Source organism: Desulfospira joergensenii DSM 10085, from assembly GCF_000420085.1.
Taxonomy (GTDB): Bacteria; Desulfobacterota; Desulfobacteria; order Desulfobacterales; family Desulfobacteraceae; genus Desulfospira; species Desulfospira joergensenii.
On sequence record NZ_ATUG01000001.1, the window covers coordinates 1423738 to 1445596 of the forward strand.

Consider the following 21859-nt stretch of genomic DNA (forward strand, 5'->3'; position numbering starts at 1 on the left):
ATTACCCGGAACTCCGGTCTTATTTTAAATAATAAGATACCGGGATCATTGGACCCGGTTCCGCAATTTCGCATCTTAATTTCTTAATTTTGAGGAGAACCCATGAAAAAACAAATCCTATGGTTTTTTGTTCTCTCACTGTTTTTTACAGGCATCTGCGAAGCAGGGCAGCCGGATGGGCAGTTAACATTTACCATTACCCCCGCTGTCGGACAAGACACAAAACAGGTGAATCTGTGGCTGCCCTACCCAGTGAGCGATGAATTTCAAACCATCTCAGATATGAGAATAACCGGCAATTTCGATTCCAGGGCGGTGTACCGGGATCCTTCTTCAGAAGTGATTTATCTTCGTGCCACCTGGAGCACCCCCCCAGAACCGCCCCAGTGCGTCATGCAATTTCACATCAGCCAGAAAGACAGGCGCAATCCCGGGATAGAGCAGTCAGATGACGGATATCCCGAAATCATTGCACCATACCTGCGGGCAACCCGGTTTGTCCCGGCCGATGATCCTGAAATAAAAAAAATTGCCCTGAACGCGATCCAGGGCAAAAAGGGTACTCTCGAAAAAGCCAAGGCCATCTATGACTGGGTGGTTGAAAACACCTTCCGGGATCCTGATGTGCAAGCATGCGGACTCGGCTTTCCTGCCAGGACTCTTCAGCAGCACAATGGGGGCGGCAAATGTGCAGACCTATCCGCAGTTTTTGTCACATTGGCAAGGGCAGCAGGCGTTCCAGCCAGAGATGTTTATGGTCTCCGTCTGGCCTCTCCAGAAGATGGCGATGTAACAAGCGGGTTCCACTGCTGGGCGGAATTTTATCTGCCGGGTACCGGCTGGGTCATGGTTGACCCGGCAGATGTCAGAAAAATGATGTTGGTGCATACCCTTGAACTCAAAGATAAAGATACAGACGCCTGGAGGAGCTTCTTCTGGGGCGGTGACAATCTTTTCCGGCTGGTGCTTGAAAAAAATTCCAGGGGCGTCCGTCTCAACGGCGCCAAAAAGCCTCTGCCTTATTTCATGTATCCTGCAGCCCAAGTGGACGGCAGGATGCTTGATTACTTTGACTCTACCGCCTTTCAATACAAGGTTTCCTTTAAGGCGGACTGAGCCAAGACAAGATACCACTCAAGTTTCGACAGAACAACACGGTCCGGGATCCGATTCCCGGGCCGTGTTTTTGCTTCCTGCAAAACCGAGATGAACCACATGGTAATCCGGGGACATCCTTACCTATTTTTCTTTCGACCTGGCTTTTTCGGCCTGAGCTGTCTGCCTAAAATATTCTCCAATTGCTTTACAAAAGTCGTTTTTCCCAATGGTGAATTCCGGGGACAAAGGAAATTCCCTCTTTTCTTATTTTCATATACTCTTGCGACGAACGTTCACCTACAAATGTGAGCAGGGAAATCAAGCTGTGGTTAAAAAGGCGTTAACGCTACACCATAATAGAACTGCGGCCGCCGATCCTGGGAATCCTGTGCAAGGTTTTGTTCGAGGCAGTTAATCTTTTTGATACCCCTCAACAATAATGGCCTGTGCATCTGCACCTCCTTCACGTAGTGGGGCAACGGCAGTATATTCCGGTGATTTTAGCCAATTCTGTATTTGATCTTCAGATTGGAACTCAATAACTATGACTCTTTCAGGATTCCAGCTTCCCAATGATCGTATGTTCTCTCCACGAACATGATAATAACCGCCATACTTTTCGACAATTGGAGAGACCTGGTCAATATATTGATTATATTTCTCTTCATCCTTAACTGTTGATTGAATAATCATGTAGACTGACATATTTTTCTCCATTGTGATGCCGAATGGTATGCTAACTTGCCGCGGAGCTGTTCCCGTGGTCAATGTTGAGCGTCTGGTTAACTTTTTCTAATGTAGTTGCGGTTTAATATTTTTTTTGTGTTTTCTGTAAATCCAACTCAAAGAATAGGATTTAATGATATAAAAGGCCATGTGAAATGCCTTATGTTTTTGGTTTTTCAAGAAGTAAGTGAATCTTCCCGTTCTTTTTCAAAGGGTAAAGCATACGCCCTAACAGTTGCTGTTTCTCAGCGTCATAGGAATAGAGGAGCAAGGCGACAGGAGGTGTTTCCGGATAGGTAAACCATTGCTTTTGTGATATGTACATCTGATTGTTCGGCAGGTCATCAATCAGTGTAATGAAGATTTTTGGATTCTCTCGCTTGCATTTGAGAAGATGTTCGGTCATGCCAGTTGCCCATTGCTCTAAAATATTTGCCTCACCATCAGCGGTATACAAATCAACGGTACTTTGAGTGAGAAGACTTTTCAAACGTGCCGAATCTTTTTTGACCCAAATGTCCAGCAACTCTTGTGAAAAGTCATAGTATTCCCCACTGGTTATTATGGAGCCTTGAATAGGATTCCCACTTACTGGGGCCCCAATAAATTTTAGTGCATCCCTGGTGTCGGAGGAACTAGAAAAAACCAAGTTGTTGCCTGTATTGCCATTAGCAGACCAAAGCACTACTGCTACAAACACAAATGCTATTCTTCGTATCATACCACGCCTCTTCCTTTCTTATTTAAGGTTATTTTCTCAGAAAATATCTGTTTTGAATTCTTTTGAAGTTAATGCGGTGCTGATCAGCGGTGCGGCTTTTTGCGTCCGCTGAATTAGCTTTGTTAAACGTAACACTGCTATATAGTTTCTTTATTCCGTTGGGCGCATTTATATAAGCTATCATATATGGGACTTCATTTTTTGGTAAAGTGTTTACCTTGACAAGATCTGATGCGCCAACAGACGATAGCGCAGATTGCAGCCACCGTGGATAAGAATGATAAATTTCCAAACTGTAAAAACTACAGCCGAGATCCGCCATATTTACTGATGGATGCTTGTCTGTCTGCCATTCAATCGCATAGGGCAGCATTCCCCCGGCCAAGAGTCTGCCATCATCAGGAAGCCCAAAATACCAACTTAAATTCCCTCGACTGATTAACTCTGCTTTCCCAAATGAAAAAGCTGATTGCCGCATCAGATTCTTAATATTTCGGGTATTGACGACCCATGTTAACAAGGACGGCTGTATCTTTATCTGCTGCCGAATAAAGGGATCATCTAAACCAAACCATCTTGGGCGATTCGGCGGTGCAATATCATGATTTATAGCAATTATTTCAAGAAAGGCATCGTTTCCAATCCGCATCAGGTGATTATGGGTTCCCATTTTGGTATGCACACCACCATAGGGCATATCAACACCCAAATGGTCTCTCACATAGTTAACTCCCTGTGTGAGGGTCGCCGCTCCTATAACGAGATGATCAATTTTGGTTTGCATATTTTTCTCATTTTAATAAAGTGCATAGGTTCGTTTAACAGTGATAATACACGGAAAATTTTCATAATATCAAGCTATATGGGTGTGTCATTTTTCCATATATTATGATATTATGCCAAAAACATGGAAAAAGCAGGCCATTTTTTCCACTTATTGATTTTTGACTGTCAATTTTCCACTTATCAGCATACTACAAACTAAAAAATGGAAAGTAAACCCAAATTCCATCCGGATCCAAGCTTGAAATTAATGGATCAGGTCCGTGAAGTCCTGAGGTATCATGATTATGCCTACAGAACCGAACAAACCTATTGCCAGTGGATACGGCGGTATATATATTTCTTTGGGAAAAAGGCGCATCCCCGTGATTTGGGGCCCTCGGATATTGAACGGTTTTTATCAGACCTTGCCGCAAAAAAACAGGTGGCCGCATCCACCCAGAGACAGGCCTTAAACGCTTTGATGTTTCTTTACCGGGATGTGCTCGATATACAAATCGGCAGCCGGACCCAGCCTGTCCGGAGCAGGAGAAAACCCATTGTACCGACCGTTCTCGGCCGGGATGAAATAAAGAATTTATTTCGTCATATTCACGGAACTCACTCGCTCATGGCCGGATTATTATATGGTTCAGGCCTGCGGCTCATGGAATGCGTCCGCCTTCGGATTAAGGATATTGATTTTGACCGGAAAAGGATACATGTACTCGGCAAAGGAGACAAATGGCGAAGCACCATCCTGGCAGAGCCGGTCATCCCCCTTTTGCAGAATCATGTTTCCCGGGTTACGGATCTTCACCGGACAGATCTCCAGAAGGGGTATGGTCAGGTCTTCATGCCTCCTGCCCTTGCCCGGAAATATCCCGAAGCTTCCCGGGAAACCGGCTGGCAATATGTGTTCCCGGCCAAAAAAATATCTGCCGATCCCCGATCCGGTGTTGAAAGGCGCCATCATGTACTGGAATCCGGTCTCCAGAAAGCCGTTAAAACAGCCGCGAGAAAGGCGGGGATCTCAAAACGGGTCACCTGCCATACCCTGAGGCATTCCTTTGCCACCACCATGCTGGAAGATGGGATCAACATCAGAACCCTCCAGGAAATCATGGGGCATGCGGATGTAAAGACAACAAAGCGGTATACCCATGTCATGGACAATGACATATCCCGGCTGAAAAGTCCCCTTGACAGCATGGATATTTAAAATAAGAGGTATCAATTATCACATATATAAACAAAAAATACATCACCGCAGTGGTGGCTGCTGAAAACGGGGAGATCTTCGAGCTGGAAGGCTATGGAGCGGCCGGCATGTCCGGGGATGAGTTCGTGGCCCTGACAAAGGATAAAACCCTTGATATGCCCCACGGCAGCGAGCTCATGATGCTGCCGGGAAGATCTCCGGTGGTCTATAATATCTATGAAGACCGGTTCGAGGTCATGGACCGTAATCCCTATGCCTCGGATGAAAAGATATTTCCCGTGGCCGTGTTCAACTCCCCGGGGTTCGTGAACCGCCATTTCTGCGCCTATGATGATGAGGGAGCGGAAGGGCCTTTGCCCCTGTTCTCTTACGGGGCCGTGGGATTCGGGAAAAAGGATTTCCGGTCGGCAGCCATCCGGGTGGATGAGGAACCCCGCCAGGATCTGCGGCTCATGCCCCAAAAAGGGGTGGCAAAAGGGGTGGACCGCATGCGCAAAGCCTATCCTGAAAACCGGCTCATGAGGCATCTGGAAACCTGCGCTTTAGAGTACGGGTGTCCGGCAGGAAAGAACTTCTTTCTTGAGCGGTATGAAGCGCCCCTGCCCACATCCACGGTGTGCAACGCCCGGTGCCTGGGCTGTATCTCCCTGCAGACGGAAAACAACCTCTGCGCCTGCCAGGAAAGAATCGCCTTTACCCCGACGCCCGAGGAGATCGCCCAGGTGAGTCTGGAACATATCAAAAAAGTAGAGAAAGCCGTGGTCAGCTTTGGCCAGGGCTGCGAAGGCGAGCCCCTGACCGCGGCAAAGGCCATTGAACCTGCCGTCCGTATGATCCGGGAAAAAACAGACCAGGGCACCATCAATCTGAACACCAACGCAAGCCTCCCCCTTGAGGTGGAAAACCTCTGCCGGGCAGGGCTGGACAGTATGCGGGTCAGCATGAATTCGGTGCGGGAGTCAACCTATACCGCCTATTTTAGGCCCCGGTCCTATGGGTTCAAGGATGTTCTGGACAGCATTGACCGGGCCAGAAGCCAGGGGAAGTTCGTGGCCATCAACTATCTTAACTGCCCGGGATTCACGGATTCCCAGAAAGAGGCAGATGCCCTGGTCAAATTCATCCGGGCCCATGATATCAGCATGATCCAGTGGCGGAATCTTAACTTTGATCCCAGGGTCTACCGGCGGACCATGGAAAGGGTGGAACCCGGAGGGCCGGCCCTGGGCATGGACCGCCTGATCCGAAATATAAGCCGGGAATTTCCCAACCTCATCCACGGATACTTTAATCCCCCCAAGGAAAACCATGGAAAGCCAAAATAAACCCAAAAAAATAACCATCATCGACCAGACCCTGAGGGAGGGCATGCAGTTCCGGGGCCTGGTCTTTTCCCGGGAGCAGAGGATCCGAATCCTGGAGTTCCAGGAAGCCCTGGGGGTTGACATCTGCCAGGCAGGCTATCCTGCGGCCCATCCCAAAGAGGCCGAAATCGTCCGGAAGATTACGGCCTATGGGCGGGAAAAGGGGTTCCGAATCCGGACGGCGGCCCTGGGCAGAGCCGGCAAAGAGGATGCCGACACCATGCTTGGGACCGGGGTGGACGATCTCCACTTCCATTTCCATGTAAAGCCCTCGGCAGACCAGGGGGAAATCAACCGGATCCTTGAAAACCTGAAGGCCCTGGTCTCCCATATCCGGGCCCGGAAGCCGGAAGCCCGGATCAGCCTGGCCCTGCTCGACCTGGGCCGGACCCGGCCCCAATTCCTAAGGTCATGTGTGGCCTTCCTGACCCGGGACCTGGAACTGGAGATGGTTTCCCTGCCCGACACCTCGGGGATCATGGCTCCCAATCAGGTGTTTGACGCCATCCACGGCCTGGCCTCCCAGACATCCGCATCTGCCCTGTCTGTCCACTGCCACAACGACATGGGCATGGCCTCGGCCAATGCATTCATGGGCGTTCTGGCCGGAGCCTCGGTCCTGGAAGCCTCGGCCTTAGGGATCGGGGAGAGGAACGGCATCGCCGATCTCTTTACCACGGCCCGGCAGATCCGGGACCAGGGGATTTCCATGAACCTGGATCTTACCAATACAGACCTGTTCCGGGAGTACTACGGATATGTGGATGGCATTGTCCGGGAACAGACCGGAGAGGCCCTTCTTCAATATAATTTCCCTTTTTTCGGTGCCGGGGTCCGGACCCATGTGGCCGGGACCCATGCCGGTCAAGACTTCGGAACCGTGAAAGAGGAAGAGTTTTATCTTAATCTTCTCTGCAGCCGGGGGCTGGTGGCCCGCTACCTGGCCCGGGAAAACCTGGCCCGGGATCTTTCCCCCGGGATCCTGGATCAGATCACCTCAACCGTTAAAGACCGGAGCATTGAGCTTGGCCGGCGCTTGAAACGGAATGAGGTCGCTGCCATCCTCAAACAACATGATCCGGGGTAAATGAAAAATCTCCGGAAAATCAAAGAAATCATTTGCAAATCAATTTCTTATCTGTTTTAATTTTATGTTTGGGTTGTTATTGAAATCTTCTAGTATAAGGAAATATATTTGGACCCTGATCTGAACGGTATTGTGATCATTGCAGGCAATTACGGCTCGGGAAAGACAGAGACCGCCATCAACCTGGCGGCCCGGGCGGCCATGGCCGGGAAAAAGGTAAAGATAGCCGACCTTGACCTGGTCAATCCCTATTTCAGGACCCGGGAGGCCAGGATCAGCCTGGAAAAACTGGGGGTTGAAGTGGTCCTGCCCGACAAGAAATATATGCACGCGGATCTGCCCATCCTGAGCCCGGCCGTGGCCGATATGATCCGGAACCCGGCCCAGCTCACCCTCCTGGACGCCGGGGGAGATGATGTGGGGGCAACGGTGCTGGCCGCACTGGCCGATTTTTTTAAAAACCGGGAGGTTTCCATGCTCCAGGTCATCAACCCATTCCGGCCGTCCACGGAAGATACGGCGGGCTGCATCAAGATCGGAAAAGAAATTGAAGAATCTTCCAAGCTGAAGATCACCGGCCTGGTCTCCAATGCCAATCTCATCGACGAGACCGAGCCTGAACACATACTCACAGGATATGAACTGGCAAAGGATGTTTCCCGGAAAACCGGTCTGAAACTTGAATTTATAACTGCTTCCACCCAGGTGTTGCCAGAGCTGGATCTGGATCGTTTTGACTGTCCCGTGTTACCCATTGACAGAAAACTTTTACCCCCCTGGAAAAGCATTTGAGCAAAAAGGAGTAACCAATATGGCGTACAAACATGTGATTGATTCCGAACGCTGCAAGGGGTGCGGACTCTGCGTCAACTTCTGCCCCAAAAACGTGCTGGAGATCTCGGACACGGTCAATGCCAAAGGACATTTCCCGGCATTCCAGGCCAGACCCGAGGACTGCATCCACTGCACCATCTGCTGTATCATGTGCCCGGATGTGGCCATCACCATCAAAGAAACCCAAGAAGCCGAAATCAAGGAATAAAGGAAAATAACATGGCAAAAGTGTTGATGAAAGGGAATGAGGCAATTGCTGAGGCCGCGATCCGGGCCGGATGCAAGAACTATTTTGCATATCCCATCACCCCCCAGTCCGAAGTGGCCGAATACCTGGCCAAGCGGCTTCCCGAGGTGGACGGAGTCTTTCTCCAGGGAGAAAGCGAAGTGGCGGTGGGCTATATGATTTTCGGGGCAGCCGGTGCAGGGGAGCGGGTCATGACCACCTCTTCCTCTCCGGGCATCAGCCTCATGAGCGAAGCCCTGTCCTATATTGCGGCGGCCCAGGTCCCGGCCGTATTTGTGAACATCGTCCGGGGCGGTCCGGGCTTAGGGGGAATCCTGCCCTCCCAGGGAGACTATTTCCAGGCCACCAAAGGCGGAGGCCACGGGGATTACCACCTTCTGGTCATGGCGCCGGACAGCGTCCAGGAGGCCGTAGAAATGACCATGAAGGCCTTTGTCCTGGCGGAAAAATACCGGGGACCGGTCATGATCATGGGAGACGGCCTCATCGGACAGATGATGGAACCGGTGGAGTTCAATCAGGATCTGGACACCACCCCGACCAACAAGGACGACTGGGCCACCAATGGCATGTCCACCCGGAAGAGCAAGAAAAGAAACCTGGTGAAATCCTTATTTCTCGATCCCACGGAACTGAACAACAACAACCTGGAACTCAAGGCCAAATACGACCAGATGAAAAAAGAAGAGGTCATGTTTGAGCTGTACAATGCAGAGACCGACTACCAGGTTCTCATCACCAGTTACGGTACCATGAGCCGGGTCTGCCGCACCTCCATTGACATGCTCAAACAGGAGGGCATTGAAGTGGCCCTGCTCCGGCCGAAAACCCTGTTCCCCTTCCCGGAAAAGGCCGTACATGAAGCCGCCGGCAAAGAAAGCTGCAAATTCGTAATCAGCATTGAGATGAGCATGGGACAGATGGTGGAAGATGTGGATCGCTGTGTCCGGGGGCAGAAGCCCGTTGAATTTTACGGAGAGTGCGGAGGAGACATCCCCTCACCGGAAAAGATAATCGATATTATAAAAGGAATGATATAGGAGAGACCATGGGCAAGACATTTTCCAGGCCAAAGGCCATGAGCGACAACCATACCCATTACTGCCCGGGCTGCACCCACGGCATTGTTCACCGCCTGGTGGCCGAGGTCATCGACGAACTGGACATCCGGGACAGAACCGTGGGCATCGCCCCGGTGGGATGCGCAGTCCTTGCATATAATTATTTCAACTGTGACTTCCAGGAGGCTGCCCACGGAAGAGCCCCGGCCATGGCCACGGGCATCAAAAGGGTCAGACCCGACCTCATGGTCTTTACCTACCAGGGCGACGGCGACCTGGCCAGTATCGGCATGGGCGAGATCATGCATGCGGCCAACCGGGGGGAGAAGTTCACCGTCATCTTCATCAACAACGCCATTTACGGCATGACCGGCGGACAGATGGCCCCCACCACCATGCCTGACCAATGGGCCACCACCTCCCCCAAGGGGCGGGACACGGCCAAGACCGGCATGCCCCTGCGCATGGCCAACATCTTAAGCCAGCTGGTCACCCCGGCCTATATCACCCGGCAGACCGTGCTCAAGCCCCAGCAGGTCAACAAGACCAAAAAGGCCATTAAACAGGCCTTTCAATATCAGCTGGAAGACAAATGCTTCAGCCTGGTGGAAGTGATCTCCACCTGTCCGACAAACTGGGGCATGACCCCCCTGGATGCCCTGAAATGGGCCGAGGAAAAACTGCTTCCCTACTATGAACTGGGAGATTACAAGGTCCCTGAATAGGCACCCTTTAACGAATATTGGAGTAAAACCCATGCAGACAGAAATAAAATTCGCAGGATTTGGCGGCCAGGGTATCCTGCTCAGCGCAAAGCTTCTGGCCTATGCGGCAATGAAACAGGGTTCCTTTGTGGCCTGGATTCCTTCCTATGGTCCTGAAATGAGGGGAGGCACAGCCTATTGTACCGTGGTCATCAGTGACAAGCTCATCGGATCTCCCATCATCAAGAACCCCACCCACCTGGTGGCCATGAACCGGCCTTCCCTGGAGAAATTCGCAAATGACGTCAAGCCGGGGGGGATCGTGTTCATCAACTCCTCCCTGATCCCGGTGCGCAGCAATAGGACCGATGTGGACGAGCTGGCCGTACCGGTGAATGAAGTGGCCATCAAGGCAGGCTCTGTCCGGGCGGCCAATATCGTTGCCTTAAGCGCCTTTGCCGCCCGGAGTAAACTGGTGGATCTCGATCTTCTAAAGCAATGCGTCAAAGACGAATTTGCCGCCAAGGCAAAGATCATTCCCCTGAACATGGAGGCCTTTGACCAGGGGGTGAAACTGGCCGCCAATTGACATCAGACCCGGTTTGGACGATAATGAGATCCTGACCCGTAAACCTGAGGTTTAATCTGAACCCAAAAGAGGAGGGCAGCCCCATGATCAGAATGGAAATATCTCTTTTCCTGAAAAACGTACCCGGCGAGCTTGGAAACCTGACCGCCCTGTTCGGGGAGGCCGGCATCAACATCGATGCCATCACCATCCAGGATGCCTCGGCCTATGTCCAGAAGCTGTTTGAGGCCCGGGGCAAATCCCTGAAACGCCTGGCCTCTTCGGCCAGTTACTCTTCCATGCGCCGGGACTCTGCCCAGTTCGCCCTGATCCGTCTGCTCACGGACAAGGTCGACGAATCCGTGGCCCTGTTAAAGAAAAACGACTACCTCTTTGACACCAAGGAGGTGGTGGCCATTGACATCACCAACAAACCCGGGGAATTCGCCAAGATTACCCGAAAATTCGGCGAAGAAGAGATCAACATCAACTACGTATACGGGTCGGTTTCCGATGACGGGGCCAAATGCCTGTTCGTGTTCTGTCCCGAGGATGTCAAAACCGCGGACGCCATATTCAAGGACGGAAAATACTAGAAAAACTCATTAAAGAAAAGGACAGCCCCGGGTCCGGGGCTGTCCTTTCTTCTTAAAGCCCGCCGGCTCAACTCATCTTCAGAAATCCATAGCTGTTCTTGAACCCAATAATTGGCTTGATCTATTGACAAAAGCCGCGTTCCTGTCTACCCTTAAACATTCGTTTTCAACTGAACAATACACAGTGTTTCATCATAATAACCTGGAAGGGTGTTAAACCGACAGGGGATTTTATAATCTGAAAGGTATTGGCCGTCTGCCCTGGGACCTGAATTCCCCCAGGAGCCCCGTGCCAGAAGCCGGCCTTTCCTGTGAGGTGTCATGTTAAAAGATTACCCCCTCCAATTACAGGTCAAGCAGATCGCCGCATCCCTGGAAACCAATATCCGGCGATTTCATGCTGCCCTCTACGAACTCAGGCGACTCTCACAGGTTTTATTCCTGGAAACCCGGGCAACGGAATCTGACATTGACGCCTGGTTTAAACAAGAGGGATTCGGAATCGATGAGGACGGTTTCTGGCTCAGTCTCCCCAATTTAAAGGCCTTCCGGGAGAACCGGGCCCCCGGAAACATCCTTTCCCATTCCTGGCATCCGGACCTGGTCCGCAACCGGGACGCCTGTTTCCGCATGTATGCCCTGAGAAATTTGGGTCCGTTTCTGGAAGAAATCCGGTCCGGGCTGTCCGACGCGGCATGGATCTATTACCAGGACATCACCAACACCTCCATCCAGTTTCCCTATATTGATCAGATTACGGCCATTACCCCGGACTTTGACTGGAGCAGCTACCACACCTATCAATCCGTGGCCCCGGAAAACAATCCAGAGGGGAAAATACAATGGACCCCTCCCAGCATTGACTATGCCGGAGAAGGGCTGATCCTTTCGGTTTCCATTCCCGTTGATCTGAAAGGAAACTTCATCGGGCTCTGGAGCATTGATCTTCCCATGAAAAGCCTCTATCCGGAATTCGTATTCGACACCCTTCTCAAGGGTCAGGTCAACTTCATCGCGGATCAAATGGGCCTTCTTGTGGCCCATCCCTCCATTGAAACCCGGATCGACCGGGAAAAAGGAAGTATTTTCCAACACCATTTCCATGAGCTCGGCCCCGGGTTCAATACCCTGAAGCCTGAAAAACTCCTGGACCGGAAAAGCGGACAATTCGCCCTTTCCCCGCCCGATGGCGAGGAAGTGGTGGGCTATTTTGAAGTCATTCCCGGCATTCAATGGATATTTTTCTCTGCCTTTCCCCGCCAATCCATGGAGGATGTCGTGAACCAGAGAATCCGGAATGCCCTTGACCGGGTCGGATCCGGAGATTTTTCCTACCGGCTCGAAACCGTCTCCGGAATTGAACAGGCCCGGCTCATTGCCGAAGGATTCAACAAGATGGCATCGGCCCTTGAAAATCAGGAAAATTTGAGAAAAAAGAACCAGGAGGAAAAAGAAAAACTAGAGGAAAGGCTCCGCCACTATCAGAAGATGGAGGCCATCGGCACCCTGGCCGGAGGGATCGCCCACGATTTCAACAATATCCTTTTCCCCATCATCGGGTATGCAGAACTCCTAACCGAAGACCTGCCCCGGGGAAGTCCCCACCATGACATGGTTCGCGAAATCTACCAGGCCGCCTCCAGGGCCAGGGACCTGACCCGCCAGATCCTGACCTTCAGCCGCCAGTCTGAACTCAAAAATCAGGCCGTATCCTTTCAGAGCATCATCAAGGAGGCGCTCAAGCTGCTGCGGTCCTCCATCCCCAGCGACATCGAGATCCTGCAGAATATCCAGCCCGACTGCAGCCCGGTTTTTGCCGATCCCACCAAGCTCCACCAGATCATCATGAACCTTTGCACCAATGCCTTTCATGCGGTCCAGGAAAAAAGCGGAAGGTTCGAGGTCTGCCTGGAAGAGATCAAGATCGACTCTGAATACCAGACCGGCACAGAGAGACTTGTTCCGGGGACCTATGCCCGGTTGACGGTTGCGGATACGGGCTGCGGCATGGACAAACAGACCCTGATGCAGATCTTTGACCCCTATTTTACCACGAAAAAAAAGGGCAAGGGAACCGGTCTGGGCCTTTCGGTCTGCTACGGGATCGTTAAAAAACTCAACGGAGACATCAAGGTTTACTCGGAACCCGGTCAGGGAACCAGCTTCCATATCTACCTTCCGGCAGCCGACTCCTCGGCCGAGGAAGATCAGGTGCCGGAAGCCCGGATTCCCGGGGGTACCGAAAAGATCCTGCTGGTTGACGATGAACAGAGCATCGCCGAGATGTGCCGGAACATCCTCCAGAAATACGGGTACCGGGTTTCAGCCTTTGTTGACAGCAGCCTGGCCTTAGAAGCCTTTGAAAAATCCCCGGCCGATTTTGACCTGGTGATCACGGACATGACCATGCCGGGCATGACCGGAGACGTCCTGGCCGGCCGGATTAAAAAAATCAGAAAAGAGATTCCCGTAATCCTCTGCACGGGGTTCAGCGAGAAAATCTCCCGGAAAGATTACCAGGGCAAGGCCATTGATGAATTTCTGATGAAACCCATCACCGTCCATAAATTTGCCGGCGCCGTCAGGAACCTTCTGGAAAACCGGAAAAAGGAAGCCGGCTAGGATGAACATCATTGTCACACGCCCCCGGGGAGAGGAAGACAAGACCGGCCTGTTTCGTTTCCTCTACCGGATCTGGGCCCGGGAAATCAAACAGGACCTTCCCGGAACCGACCATGGGAGGAAGGAAATCAGGGACCGCCTGGATCCCCTGGCCGACCACTTCATGGCCATGGACGAAGAAGGCCGCATTGTGGGCTGCGTCAGGGTCAATCATCTTTCCCGGGGGATCCCGGATCCATCCCTGTTTCAAAATATGGAATTTGACAGACTGGCCGGCCTGTTCGGTCCGGACCGGGTGGCCTTTATTTCCCGCCTGGCCATTGATCCGGCCCATCGGGGCGGGACGGTGATCTCCCTGCTTCTGGCCGATCTTTTCTGCCACCTCTTCGGATCCCGTATCACCACAGCCACATGTTATTGCCGGATCAATCTGGTCCACCTCTACCATCGCATCGGTATGCGCCCCTACCTGAAACATTTCAGGCTGGATACAGGTATCCGGGTTCCCCTGATCGGCTGTATCCAAGACGGTCCCTACCTGGAAAAGGTTAAGAGCCCCTTAAAACACCTGCTTCCCCATGACTGCAACGACCAGGGCCGGTCTGCGGCAATGCTCAAGGATGCTTTTCCGGGATTTGGAGAACCGGAACTCCCTTCCATGGGATCCAGATCCCTCTGGGCTCAGCTGGCCTTTGCCTCCCCGGCGGAGGATTCCAAACAAAATTTAAAATTTTTCAATGGTCTGTCTCAAGCCAAGGCGGATCAGATCATGGGCCGTCTTCCCAGGCTCAGCCTGGGCCCCAATGAGGTGATCCAGGCCGGCCCCAAAGACGATGTGTTCATGGGGGTGGTTCTGAAAGGAAGCCTGGGGGTCGGGGTGGGAGATCTGTCCGATCCCCATTTTGTCTATATCATCTCCCCGGGGGAACCCTTTGGGGAACTGCCCGCCCTCACCCAGACCCGGCAGCCGGCCCTTCTTTTGTCCATGGAAGAGAGTGAAATTCTCCTGATCCCCGAAAACCTGTTCTCCCGGCTGGGCAAAAAAAATCCGGGTCTGGCCATGGACCTGTATCAGAATATCCTGGGGATCCTGGCCCATAGGATGGGCCGGCTCCATGAGGAACTGGCCCGGAGCATCAGCACATTCCGGGATCTGTCCCCGGGACGGATCCGGCGGCCGGCCCTCCATGAAACCCAGGTCCTCAAGGCCGGACCCGCCCGGGTGGAATCCTACCACTTTGACACCCTTTCCGACAAAAAAGGAGAGTATCAAAGGCTGACCACCCAGGCCCAGATTTCGGAAAAACTGGAATTCACCGTATTAAAAAAAATCGGATTAAAAAACGGGGACACGATTCTGGATCTGGGATCCGGACCGGGGGTAACATCCATGCTCCTGGCCCGCTATTTTCCCCAAAGCCGGATCATCGGGATTGAACCGGACCGGGAGCTGAGAGAAGAAGCCGAAAAAAGGACCCGGGACCTTCCCCTTTGCCGATTTCTGGAGGGAACCGGCCAGGCCATCCCATTGAAAAATCATGATGTTGATTTTTCCTATGCCAGGCTCCTGTTCCAGCACATTCCCGACCCCATGGACACGATCCGGGAAATGATCCGGGTGACCCGGCCCGGTGGGATTCTGTGCATTATGGATGTGGACGACGGAACCATCTTTATCCACCCGGAATCAAGAGAATGGCATCAGATCGAAGAACGGGTTGCCAGGGCCCAAGCCCAATTCGGCGGAGACCGTCACGTGGGAAGAAAACTGCTGTCCTATCTCATGGAGGCCGGCCTGGAACAGGTTCAGGTAGACCTTGTTCCCGTGACCACCCAGATGCTGGGACCGGAGATGTTTTTCAATATTGTATTCGGATTCAAGCAGCAGCATTTAAAACGGGCCGGGGACTGGGATTCCGAAACCCGGGATGCCTTTGCCCGGCTCCGTATCCGTCTTGGTGAAAGAGGGGCCTTTGCATCGGAAAATATTTTTGCCGCCCATGCCATGGTGCCCCATCCCTCCTGAGCTTTTACAATCTGATTTCCTTCCCTTTCTTTGCCTTTTGCGATAAAATTTCGGGCTCCGCCTTGAAATCCAAGGTTCAACAATTAGAGTATACCCAGACAAAAACAGATAAGAGAGATGAATCATGCTGAAAGTATATGCTGCCAAATGGTGCCCCCATTGTGTGGAAACCGTGGATTACCTGAAAAAAAACGAGATTGAATTCCAATATCTTGACATTGAAGCCCAACCCAAAGAGATCGTTCAAAAAGTCATAGAGGTCAACGGAGGGGACGACTGGGTGATCCCCACCCTGGAATATAACGGGAAATGGAGGGAGGGCAAGATCTTCAATGAAAAGGAATTGGAAACGGATCTGCAGAACCTGGGAATAGGATAAGATATTTTAAACCATTCTCTAGGGTGTGAAGATGGTGACATCTCCGGGATCTTCGAGATGGCGGCGGACCTTTTCGAGTCTTTTCTGCTCTTCCTGGACGATACTCTTAGACTTCATGGAGGCAATCCGTTTTAAAAAGACATCGCCCGTGTCCGTGTGAAAGTATATTTTTCGGGTGTCATTTCCTCCGAAATCCTGGCTGGTGATTTTAATTTTCTCCTCGTGCAGGAACTCCTTGACAAAGGCAACGATTTTCTGGCCGATGGCCCTGTCTTCGGAAATGTAGGGAAGAACATTGGCCCCGCCAAAGGTTTTGGCAATGATTTTTTTCCGGTTCCCCCCCAGCTTCATGACGCCGTTGATCAAAAGCTCCATGGCGTTGATCCCGTAGCGGGCGGAGGCATCATACCTGCCCAGGTCGGGCTGCCCCGGCATGAGGATATGGTTCATGCCCCCGATCCTGTTTTCAGGATCAAACAGGCAGACGGCCACACAGGAACCCAGGATAGTACTGATAATACTCTTTTCCTTGCTGGCATAGTACTCTCCGATTCTGATATTGATCAATTCTTTCATGATCGTTTAGCTGCCCTGACACATTCTAAGGACGCTTCCCGCGATCTTCTCAAGTGCGACCACCTTGTCCACGGCATTTCTCTTGATTGCCTCCTTGGGCATGCCAAAAACCACACAGCTCTCCTCATCCTGGGCAATGGTAAATGCCCCGGCCTCCTTCATCTCCAGCATTCCCCGGGCCCCGTCATCCCCCATGCCGGTCATGATTACGGCCAAAGCATTTTTCCCCGCATACCGGGCCGCTGACCGGAAAAGAACATCCACCGAAGGGCGGTGACGGGAAACCAGGGGGCCCTCTTTTGTTTCCACGTAGTACCGGGCACCGCTGCGCTTGAGCAACATATGCTTATTCCCCGGTGCAATCAGGACCTGGCCCCGCAGGACCGTGTCATTGTTTTCAGCCTCTTTGATGGAAACCCGGCACAGCCCGTCCAGCCGTTTGGCAAAGGCCTTTGTAAAATTTTCAGGCATGTGCTGGACCACCACCATGCCCGGAGCATCGTGGGGAAGGGCCTCAAACAGGGTCCTGAGGGCTTCTGTCCCCCCGGTTGACGCCCCCACGGCAATGATCTTTTCCGTGGTTTCAACCATGGCCCTGCTGCCGGGCTGGGGCAGGATGGCATCTGCGGTCAATTTGGGAGTGACCTTCATGGGCCGTGAAATTTTCTTGGCCTTTGACATGGCAGCCGCCTTGATGGCATCGCATATCCTGATTTTTGATTCTTCAAAGAACTTCTTTGTCCCCAGGTTGGGCTTCTGAAGAATTTCCAGGGCCCCGTACTCCAATGCCTTGATCGCGGTCTGGGTTCCGGTTCCCGCCAGGGTGGAACAGATGACCACGGGTACGGGGTGCTGACTCATAATCTTCCGCAAAAAGGTGATCCCGTCCATGCGGGGCATCTCCACATCCAGGGTGATCACATCCGGGACCTCATCCCGCATCTTGGCCGCAGCGATAAAGGGGTCTGAGGCCGTTGCCATGATTTCAATATCCGGATCCGACGAAAGGACCTCGGAAAGTGCATTCCGAACCAAAGCGGAATCGTCTACGATGAGAACTCTGATTTTTTTTCCCATTTATATTGCCTTTATTTTAACAGTCCGGTTTCCATCCGGTCGGGCCATATTTTTAATTGCGAATTTTTTACTGCATTTGCGTCCATCGTCTGCAGGCTTCCGGAAAAAAATTCGGGAGATCCTCTTCTCAGTCCCGGAGTTTTCTGTAAATGGAGGCTCCCCGGCTGACCAGGGGAAGTTTGCTGCACTGGAGGACTTCTGAATGGCCCACAAATAGGTAACCGCCTGGTTTCAGGTGCCTGCACAGGTGAAGCAGCAGGGTCTCCTGTGTCTCTCTTTCAAAATAGATCATCACATTTCTGCAGAAGATGATATCCATCTGATCCACCATGGGATAGGCATTATCCATAAGGTTGAGCCGGCATAATCTCACCCTGGACCGGAGCCCGGGGACGATCCGTACGAGTTTTTTTTCCCGGTCCTTGCTCCGCAAAAGGTATCTTTTTCTCAAGGCCATGGGCACCGGCTCGATCTCTTCATGATCGTAGACCGCTTTCTGGGCGATATCCAGAACCCGGGTGGAAATATCCGTACCCAGGATCTTAAAGGAAAGCCTTGGATTTTCCAGGGTTCTGGCAAATTCGGCCAGAACCATTGCAAGGGTGTAAGGCTCGTGCCCCCTGGAGCAGGCCGTGCTCCAGATGGAAAGTGTTTTTGTTCCCCGGATGGTTCCGGATCCGACCAGTTCAGGCAGGGCCTCTTGTGTAAGATAGGTAAACTGGTGACTCTCCCTGAAAAAATCGGTCTTATTTGTCGTGATTACATTGATAAATTCAACCAGCTCATTTTCCATGCCCTCGGAACTGAACAGGTAGGTGCAATAATCGGAATAGGATTCCATCTTGAGCCGGGTCAGGCGCCTTCGCAGGCGGGATTCCACCATGCCCCTTTTGGCATCCGGCATCTTGATTCCGAGTTCGGAGTTGATGAAAGCACCCAGCTTTCTAAAGTCCCTCATGGAGAGGGTATCAAGCCTGGGGGGGCTATGGGCGGAACTCTCCTTCACAGCTCACTTCCTGGCCCAGCAACAGCATGCCCGAAGAATACCGGCCTGAACGTATGATTATAGATCCCCGTCATTTTCCTCGTCCTCCCCGTCCTGCACAGGGTGATCGGTTTCAAGCAGCTGGGCTTCGCTTTCCGAAACCTGGACAACGGCAAGTTCTTCGGCAGAAAAAACCTTTCTGCTTTCAAGGATAATGATAAAATCATTGTCCTTTTTTCCCATTCCCTTGATGAATTCCGTCTTGAGACGGGTGCCGATTCTGGGCGCAGGCTCGATCTGGTCCGGCTCCAGGCTCATCACCTCCTGCACCGAGTCCACCATGATGCCCAGGAGGGTTTCCTCACTGTCAAAGGAGACCTCTATGATGATGATGCAGGTATCCACATTGATTTCAGTCTTCTCCATACCGAATTTCAGCCTAAGATCAACAACGGGGACAACTCCTCCCCTGAGGTTGATTACCCCCCGCATGAAATCCGGCATACGGGGCACCTTTGTCATTTGAGTGAAATCAAGCACCTCCCGGACATTGTTAATGTCCATGGCATAGATCTCTTCATCCAGCTTAAAGGAAAGATACTGGCTTGTCTTGGTTATGCCGGGCACACTCATTGGCATTCCTCCTCTTTGGGGCTTGCGGCCAGATGTTGAACTCTGATCAGCCCGGGTTATTTTATACTTTTTCCACCAAAGCGTTGGTGTCCAGAATCAGGGCCACGGTTCCATCCCCGAGGATGGTGGCTCCGGATATGTCCCTGACGGTTTTAAAGGCGGGTCCCAAGGGCTTGATTACGGTCTGGTGGCCGCCGATGACATGATCTACAACAAATCCGATCCGATTGGCATTGACATCGGTAATGACAATATGTTCCACCTCTGGCCTCTTTCCGGGGACCTTGAAATGCTCCCGAAGGCGGATATAGGGAACCATTTCTCCCCGCACGTTGAGAATGTTTCTGCCCCGGTTTTTTTCCGTCTCTTCCCGGCCGATCTCGACACACTCTTCCACGGTCATCAGGGGCAGAACAAAAAAGTCATCTTCGATGCGTACCAGAAGGCCGTTGATAATGGCCAGGGTCAGGGGAAGTTTCAGGGTAATCCGGCTGCCTTCCCCCATTTTGCTTTCAATATCGATCATCCCCCTGAGGGATTCAATGGTTTTCTTGACAACGTCCATGCCGACTCCGCGGCCGGAAACACTTGTCACCTCCTTTGAGGTGGAAAATCCGGGAGCAAAAATCTGGGCAAAGATCTCTTTTTCCGAAAGATCGGCGTTTTCAGGTATCAGGCCCTTTTCCAGGGCTTTTTTCCGGATGACCTCAGGATCCAGGCCGGCACCGTCGTCCTGGATGGTAATCACCACATTGGTGCCCCTGTGGGCAGCGGTCAGAAGGATCGTGCCCTTTTCAGGCTTTCCGGCTTCTTTCCTGAGATCCGGCGGTTCAACCCCGTGATCGATACTGTTTCGGATCAGGTGAACCAGGGGATCGTCAAGTCTTTCCAGGACGGTTTTATCCATCTCCGTCTCAGCCCCCTGTGTGACCAGATCAATTTTTTTATTCAACTGAGAGGAGAGGTCCCGGACCAGTCTTCTGAACTTGTTAAAGGTCGTCCCTATGGGCATCATGCGGATATTGAGTACGCTGTCCCTGAGTTCTCCGGTCAGCCGCTCCACCTCCTCCACCGGCTCTCCAAGCTCTATATCATCCCTTTGGGAGGCCACCTGGGTGAGGCGGGCCTGGGTAATCACCAGTTCTCCTACCAGATTGATCAATTTGTCCAGCCTGTCCGACGGAACACGGACCGTGGAGGCAGCCGCTGTTTTTTTAATCGTGCTGACGATCTTCTGTTCATTTAAGGCGGATTTCACCTTTTCCTGGGAAACCGCTCCGGATTCCACCAGCAGCTCCCCGATTTTTTTCTGTCCGGTAACGCTTTGATCAACAATTTCCCGGGTAACGTCTCCCCGCTCAATCAGGATATCTCCCACCCGGGGCACCGGCTTTTCCACATCCACTCCGGCTCTCTCTTCAAGAACATCAATGGAGATCTTGCAGTCGTCCTCCACAAAGATGAACACGTCTTTGATGGCATTGATTCCGCCCGAGGTTGCCAGGGTGATATCCCAGAAAACATAGCAGGACTCAGGATCAAGGTTCCCGAGTTCGGGGATCTCATCGGTCTGGGCCACGACGTTGCATTCACCCAGTTCGCGGAGATCGTCCAGAAGAAGGACCGGGTCCATGCCCGAGGTGAATATGGCCGGATCCGGCTTCATCCGGATCCGGTAAAGGGTTTCCGAACCCTGGTCGGCCTCTTCGTCCGGAGATTCAGCCTCTGTCTGGGCTAAAACCGCCCCCTGGACCGCCTCTTCGGTGGAGAGAAGTGCCTTGAGAGAGGCAATGATCTCTTCTCCTTCCTGCGCATCCACGGGGGGGCCGCCTTCGGCCGCTGCCAGAAGGGCCGTAATCCGGTCCCGGGAAATCAGGATCAGATCGATGAGGGTCTTGGTTACGGGAACGATGCCTTCTCTGACCTTATCCAGGACCGTCTCCACATGATGGGTGAAATCGGCTATATCGTCAAACCCGAACATGGATCCGGAGCCTTTAATGGTATGCATGGCACGAAACAGCCTGTTGACAGCCTCCTTGTCATCGGGATCGTCTTCGATATCCAGGACGGCTTCTTCAATACCGGTAAGAAGTTCTTCCGCCTCCTGGCGATATTCTTCAATGAATCTGTTTGATTCATTCATAAGATCATTCCTTTGATAATCGGGAACAAGGGAGGAGGGGTCCTCCCTTATCTATAATTTACCGGAGTACTTTCTTAATTACGGCAAGAAGCTGTTCCGGTTTAAACGGCTTGACAATCCATCCTGTGGCGCCTGCTGCCTTGCCTTTCTGTTTCATATCGGCCTGGGACTCCGTGGTCAGCATGATGATGGGAATAAATTTGAACTGGGGCATTGCCCGCACCTGTGTGATCAGTTCGAACCCGTCCATGTTGGGCATGTTCAGATCGGTGATCAGCATATCAATACTGGTCCCGGCCAGCTTATTTACGGCATCCTGACCGTCCACAGCCTCAATGACCTCATACCCGGCCTGTTTCAGGGTGAAGTTTACCATCTGCCGGATGCTGGTTGAATCATCCGCCGTCATGATTACCTTTGACATT

22 protein-coding genes are annotated in these 21859 nt (G+C 52.1%); 13 read left to right on the plus strand and 9 right to left on the minus strand.

All coding sequences use genetic code 11. The features are described from left to right. The first annotated feature begins 102 nt into the window (after window positions 1-102). Window positions 103-1116, plus strand: coding sequence for a transglutaminase-like domain-containing protein (locus F608_RS0107200; RefSeq protein ID WP_022664950.1), 1014 nt, complete (start codon window positions 103-105; stop codon window positions 1114-1116). A 393-nt stretch (window positions 1117-1509) separates the two neighbouring features. Here F608_RS0107200 and F608_RS0107205 read toward each other — a convergent pair whose 3' ends face one another. The 3 genes from F608_RS0107205 to F608_RS34500 form a co-directional block, all read right to left on the minus strand. Next, the gene (locus F608_RS0107205; RefSeq protein ID WP_022664951.1) at window positions 1510-1803 is read right to left on the minus strand and encodes a DUF1330 domain-containing protein; all 294 of its coding nucleotides are present in this window, start codon (window positions 1801-1803) and stop codon (window positions 1510-1512) included. A gap of 181 nt (window positions 1804-1984) precedes the next feature. Then, window positions 1985-2545, minus strand: coding sequence for a hypothetical protein (locus tag F608_RS0107210; RefSeq protein ID WP_022664952.1), 561 nt, complete (start codon window positions 2543-2545; stop codon window positions 1985-1987). A gap of 28 nt (window positions 2546-2573) precedes the next feature. Continuing rightward, window positions 2574-3329, minus strand: a complete 756-nt coding sequence (locus tag F608_RS34500) for a VOC family protein (protein WP_022664953.1) — start codon at window positions 3327-3329, stop codon at window positions 2574-2576. A gap of 249 nt (window positions 3330-3578) precedes the next feature. Between F608_RS34500 and F608_RS0107220 the strand changes: the two genes are divergently transcribed. From F608_RS0107220 to F608_RS0107275, 12 genes are all read left to right on the plus strand, one after another. Further along, window positions 3579-4529, plus strand: coding sequence for an integron integrase (locus F608_RS0107220; protein WP_244154281.1), 951 nt, complete (start codon window positions 3579-3581; stop codon window positions 4527-4529). Window positions 4530-4579: 50 nt separating this feature from the next. Beyond that, complete coding sequence (locus tag F608_RS0107225) at window positions 4580-5854, plus strand: radical SAM family protein (protein WP_022664955.1); 1275 nt, start codon at window positions 4580-4582, stop codon at window positions 5852-5854. Further along, the gene (locus tag F608_RS0107230; RefSeq protein ID WP_022664956.1) at window positions 5838-6980 is read left to right on the plus strand and encodes a hypothetical protein; all 1143 of its coding nucleotides are present in this window, start codon (window positions 5838-5840) and stop codon (window positions 6978-6980) included. The genes F608_RS0107225 and F608_RS0107230 overlap by 17 nt, the downstream gene beginning before the upstream one ends. Window positions 6981-7088: 108 nt before the next feature. Beyond that, entirely contained in the window at window positions 7089-7772 is a 684-nt protein-coding gene (locus F608_RS0107235) for a hypothetical protein (protein ID WP_022664957.1), read from the plus strand. A 19-nt stretch (window positions 7773-7791) separates the two neighbouring features. Further along, a complete protein-coding gene (locus tag F608_RS0107240) occupies window positions 7792-8022 on the plus strand; it encodes a 4Fe-4S dicluster domain-containing protein (RefSeq protein WP_022664958.1) in 231 nt (76 codons plus the stop codon). A gap of 11 nt (window positions 8023-8033) precedes the next feature. Further along, a complete protein-coding gene (vorB, locus tag F608_RS0107245) occupies window positions 8034-9101 on the plus strand; it encodes a 3-methyl-2-oxobutanoate dehydrogenase subunit VorB (protein ID WP_022664959.1) in 1068 nt (355 codons plus the stop codon). A gap of 8 nt (window positions 9102-9109) precedes the next feature. Further along, window positions 9110-9847 (plus strand): thiamine pyrophosphate-dependent enzyme, encoded by a 738-nt coding sequence (locus F608_RS0107250; RefSeq protein WP_022664960.1) that lies wholly within the window; start codon window positions 9110-9112, stop codon window positions 9845-9847. 31 nt (window positions 9848-9878) lie between these two features. Further along, window positions 9879-10415 carry a 2-oxoacid:acceptor oxidoreductase family protein gene (locus F608_RS0107255; protein WP_022664961.1) on the plus strand — a complete coding sequence of 179 codons (537 nt, stop codon included), beginning with the start codon at window positions 9879-9881 and terminating at the stop codon, window positions 10413-10415. Window positions 10416-10498: 83 nt separating this feature from the next. Further along, the gene (locus F608_RS0107260; protein ID WP_022664962.1) at window positions 10499-10990 is read left to right on the plus strand and encodes an amino acid-binding protein; all 492 of its coding nucleotides are present in this window, start codon (window positions 10499-10501) and stop codon (window positions 10988-10990) included. A gap of 321 nt (window positions 10991-11311) precedes the next feature. Next, window positions 11312-13612, plus strand: coding sequence for an ATP-binding protein (locus tag F608_RS34505; RefSeq protein ID WP_022664964.1), 2301 nt, complete (start codon window positions 11312-11314; stop codon window positions 13610-13612). A 1-nt stretch (window position 13613) separates the two neighbouring features. Further along, window positions 13614-15638 (plus strand): GNAT family N-acetyltransferase, encoded by a 2025-nt coding sequence (locus F608_RS34510; RefSeq protein WP_022664965.1) that lies wholly within the window; start codon window positions 13614-13616, stop codon window positions 15636-15638. A gap of 124 nt (window positions 15639-15762) precedes the next feature. After that, a complete protein-coding gene (locus tag F608_RS0107275; protein ID WP_022664966.1) occupies window positions 15763-16017 on the plus strand; it encodes a glutaredoxin family protein in 255 nt (84 codons plus the stop codon). Between the two features lie 18 nt (window positions 16018-16035). Here the strand turns inward: F608_RS0107275 and F608_RS31090 are convergent, their stop codons facing one another. From F608_RS31090 to F608_RS0107305, 6 genes are all read right to left on the minus strand, one after another. Further along, a complete protein-coding gene (locus tag F608_RS31090; protein ID WP_022664967.1) occupies window positions 16036-16593 on the minus strand; it encodes a chemotaxis protein CheD in 558 nt (185 codons plus the stop codon). Window positions 16594-16599: 6 nt separating this feature from the next. Continuing rightward, entirely contained in the window at window positions 16600-17670 is a 1071-nt protein-coding gene (locus tag F608_RS0107285) for a protein-glutamate methylesterase/protein-glutamine glutaminase (protein WP_022664968.1), read from the minus strand. A 127-nt stretch (window positions 17671-17797) separates the two neighbouring features. Next, window positions 17798-18676, minus strand: coding sequence for a CheR family methyltransferase (locus F608_RS0107290; RefSeq protein WP_022664969.1), 879 nt, complete (start codon window positions 18674-18676; stop codon window positions 17798-17800). Window positions 18677-18733: 57 nt separating this feature from the next. Next, window positions 18734-19288: a chemotaxis protein CheW gene (locus tag F608_RS31095; protein WP_022664970.1), complete on the minus strand. Its 555-nt coding sequence runs from the start codon at window positions 19286-19288 to the stop codon at window positions 18734-18736. A gap of 61 nt (window positions 19289-19349) precedes the next feature. Next, window positions 19350-21434, minus strand: coding sequence for a chemotaxis protein CheA (locus tag F608_RS0107300; RefSeq protein ID WP_022664971.1), 2085 nt, complete (start codon window positions 21432-21434; stop codon window positions 19350-19352). 58 nt (window positions 21435-21492) lie between these two features. Continuing rightward, a complete protein-coding gene (locus tag F608_RS0107305) occupies window positions 21493-21858 on the minus strand; it encodes a response regulator (protein WP_022664972.1) in 366 nt (121 codons plus the stop codon). Window position 21859: the final 1 nt, after the last annotated feature.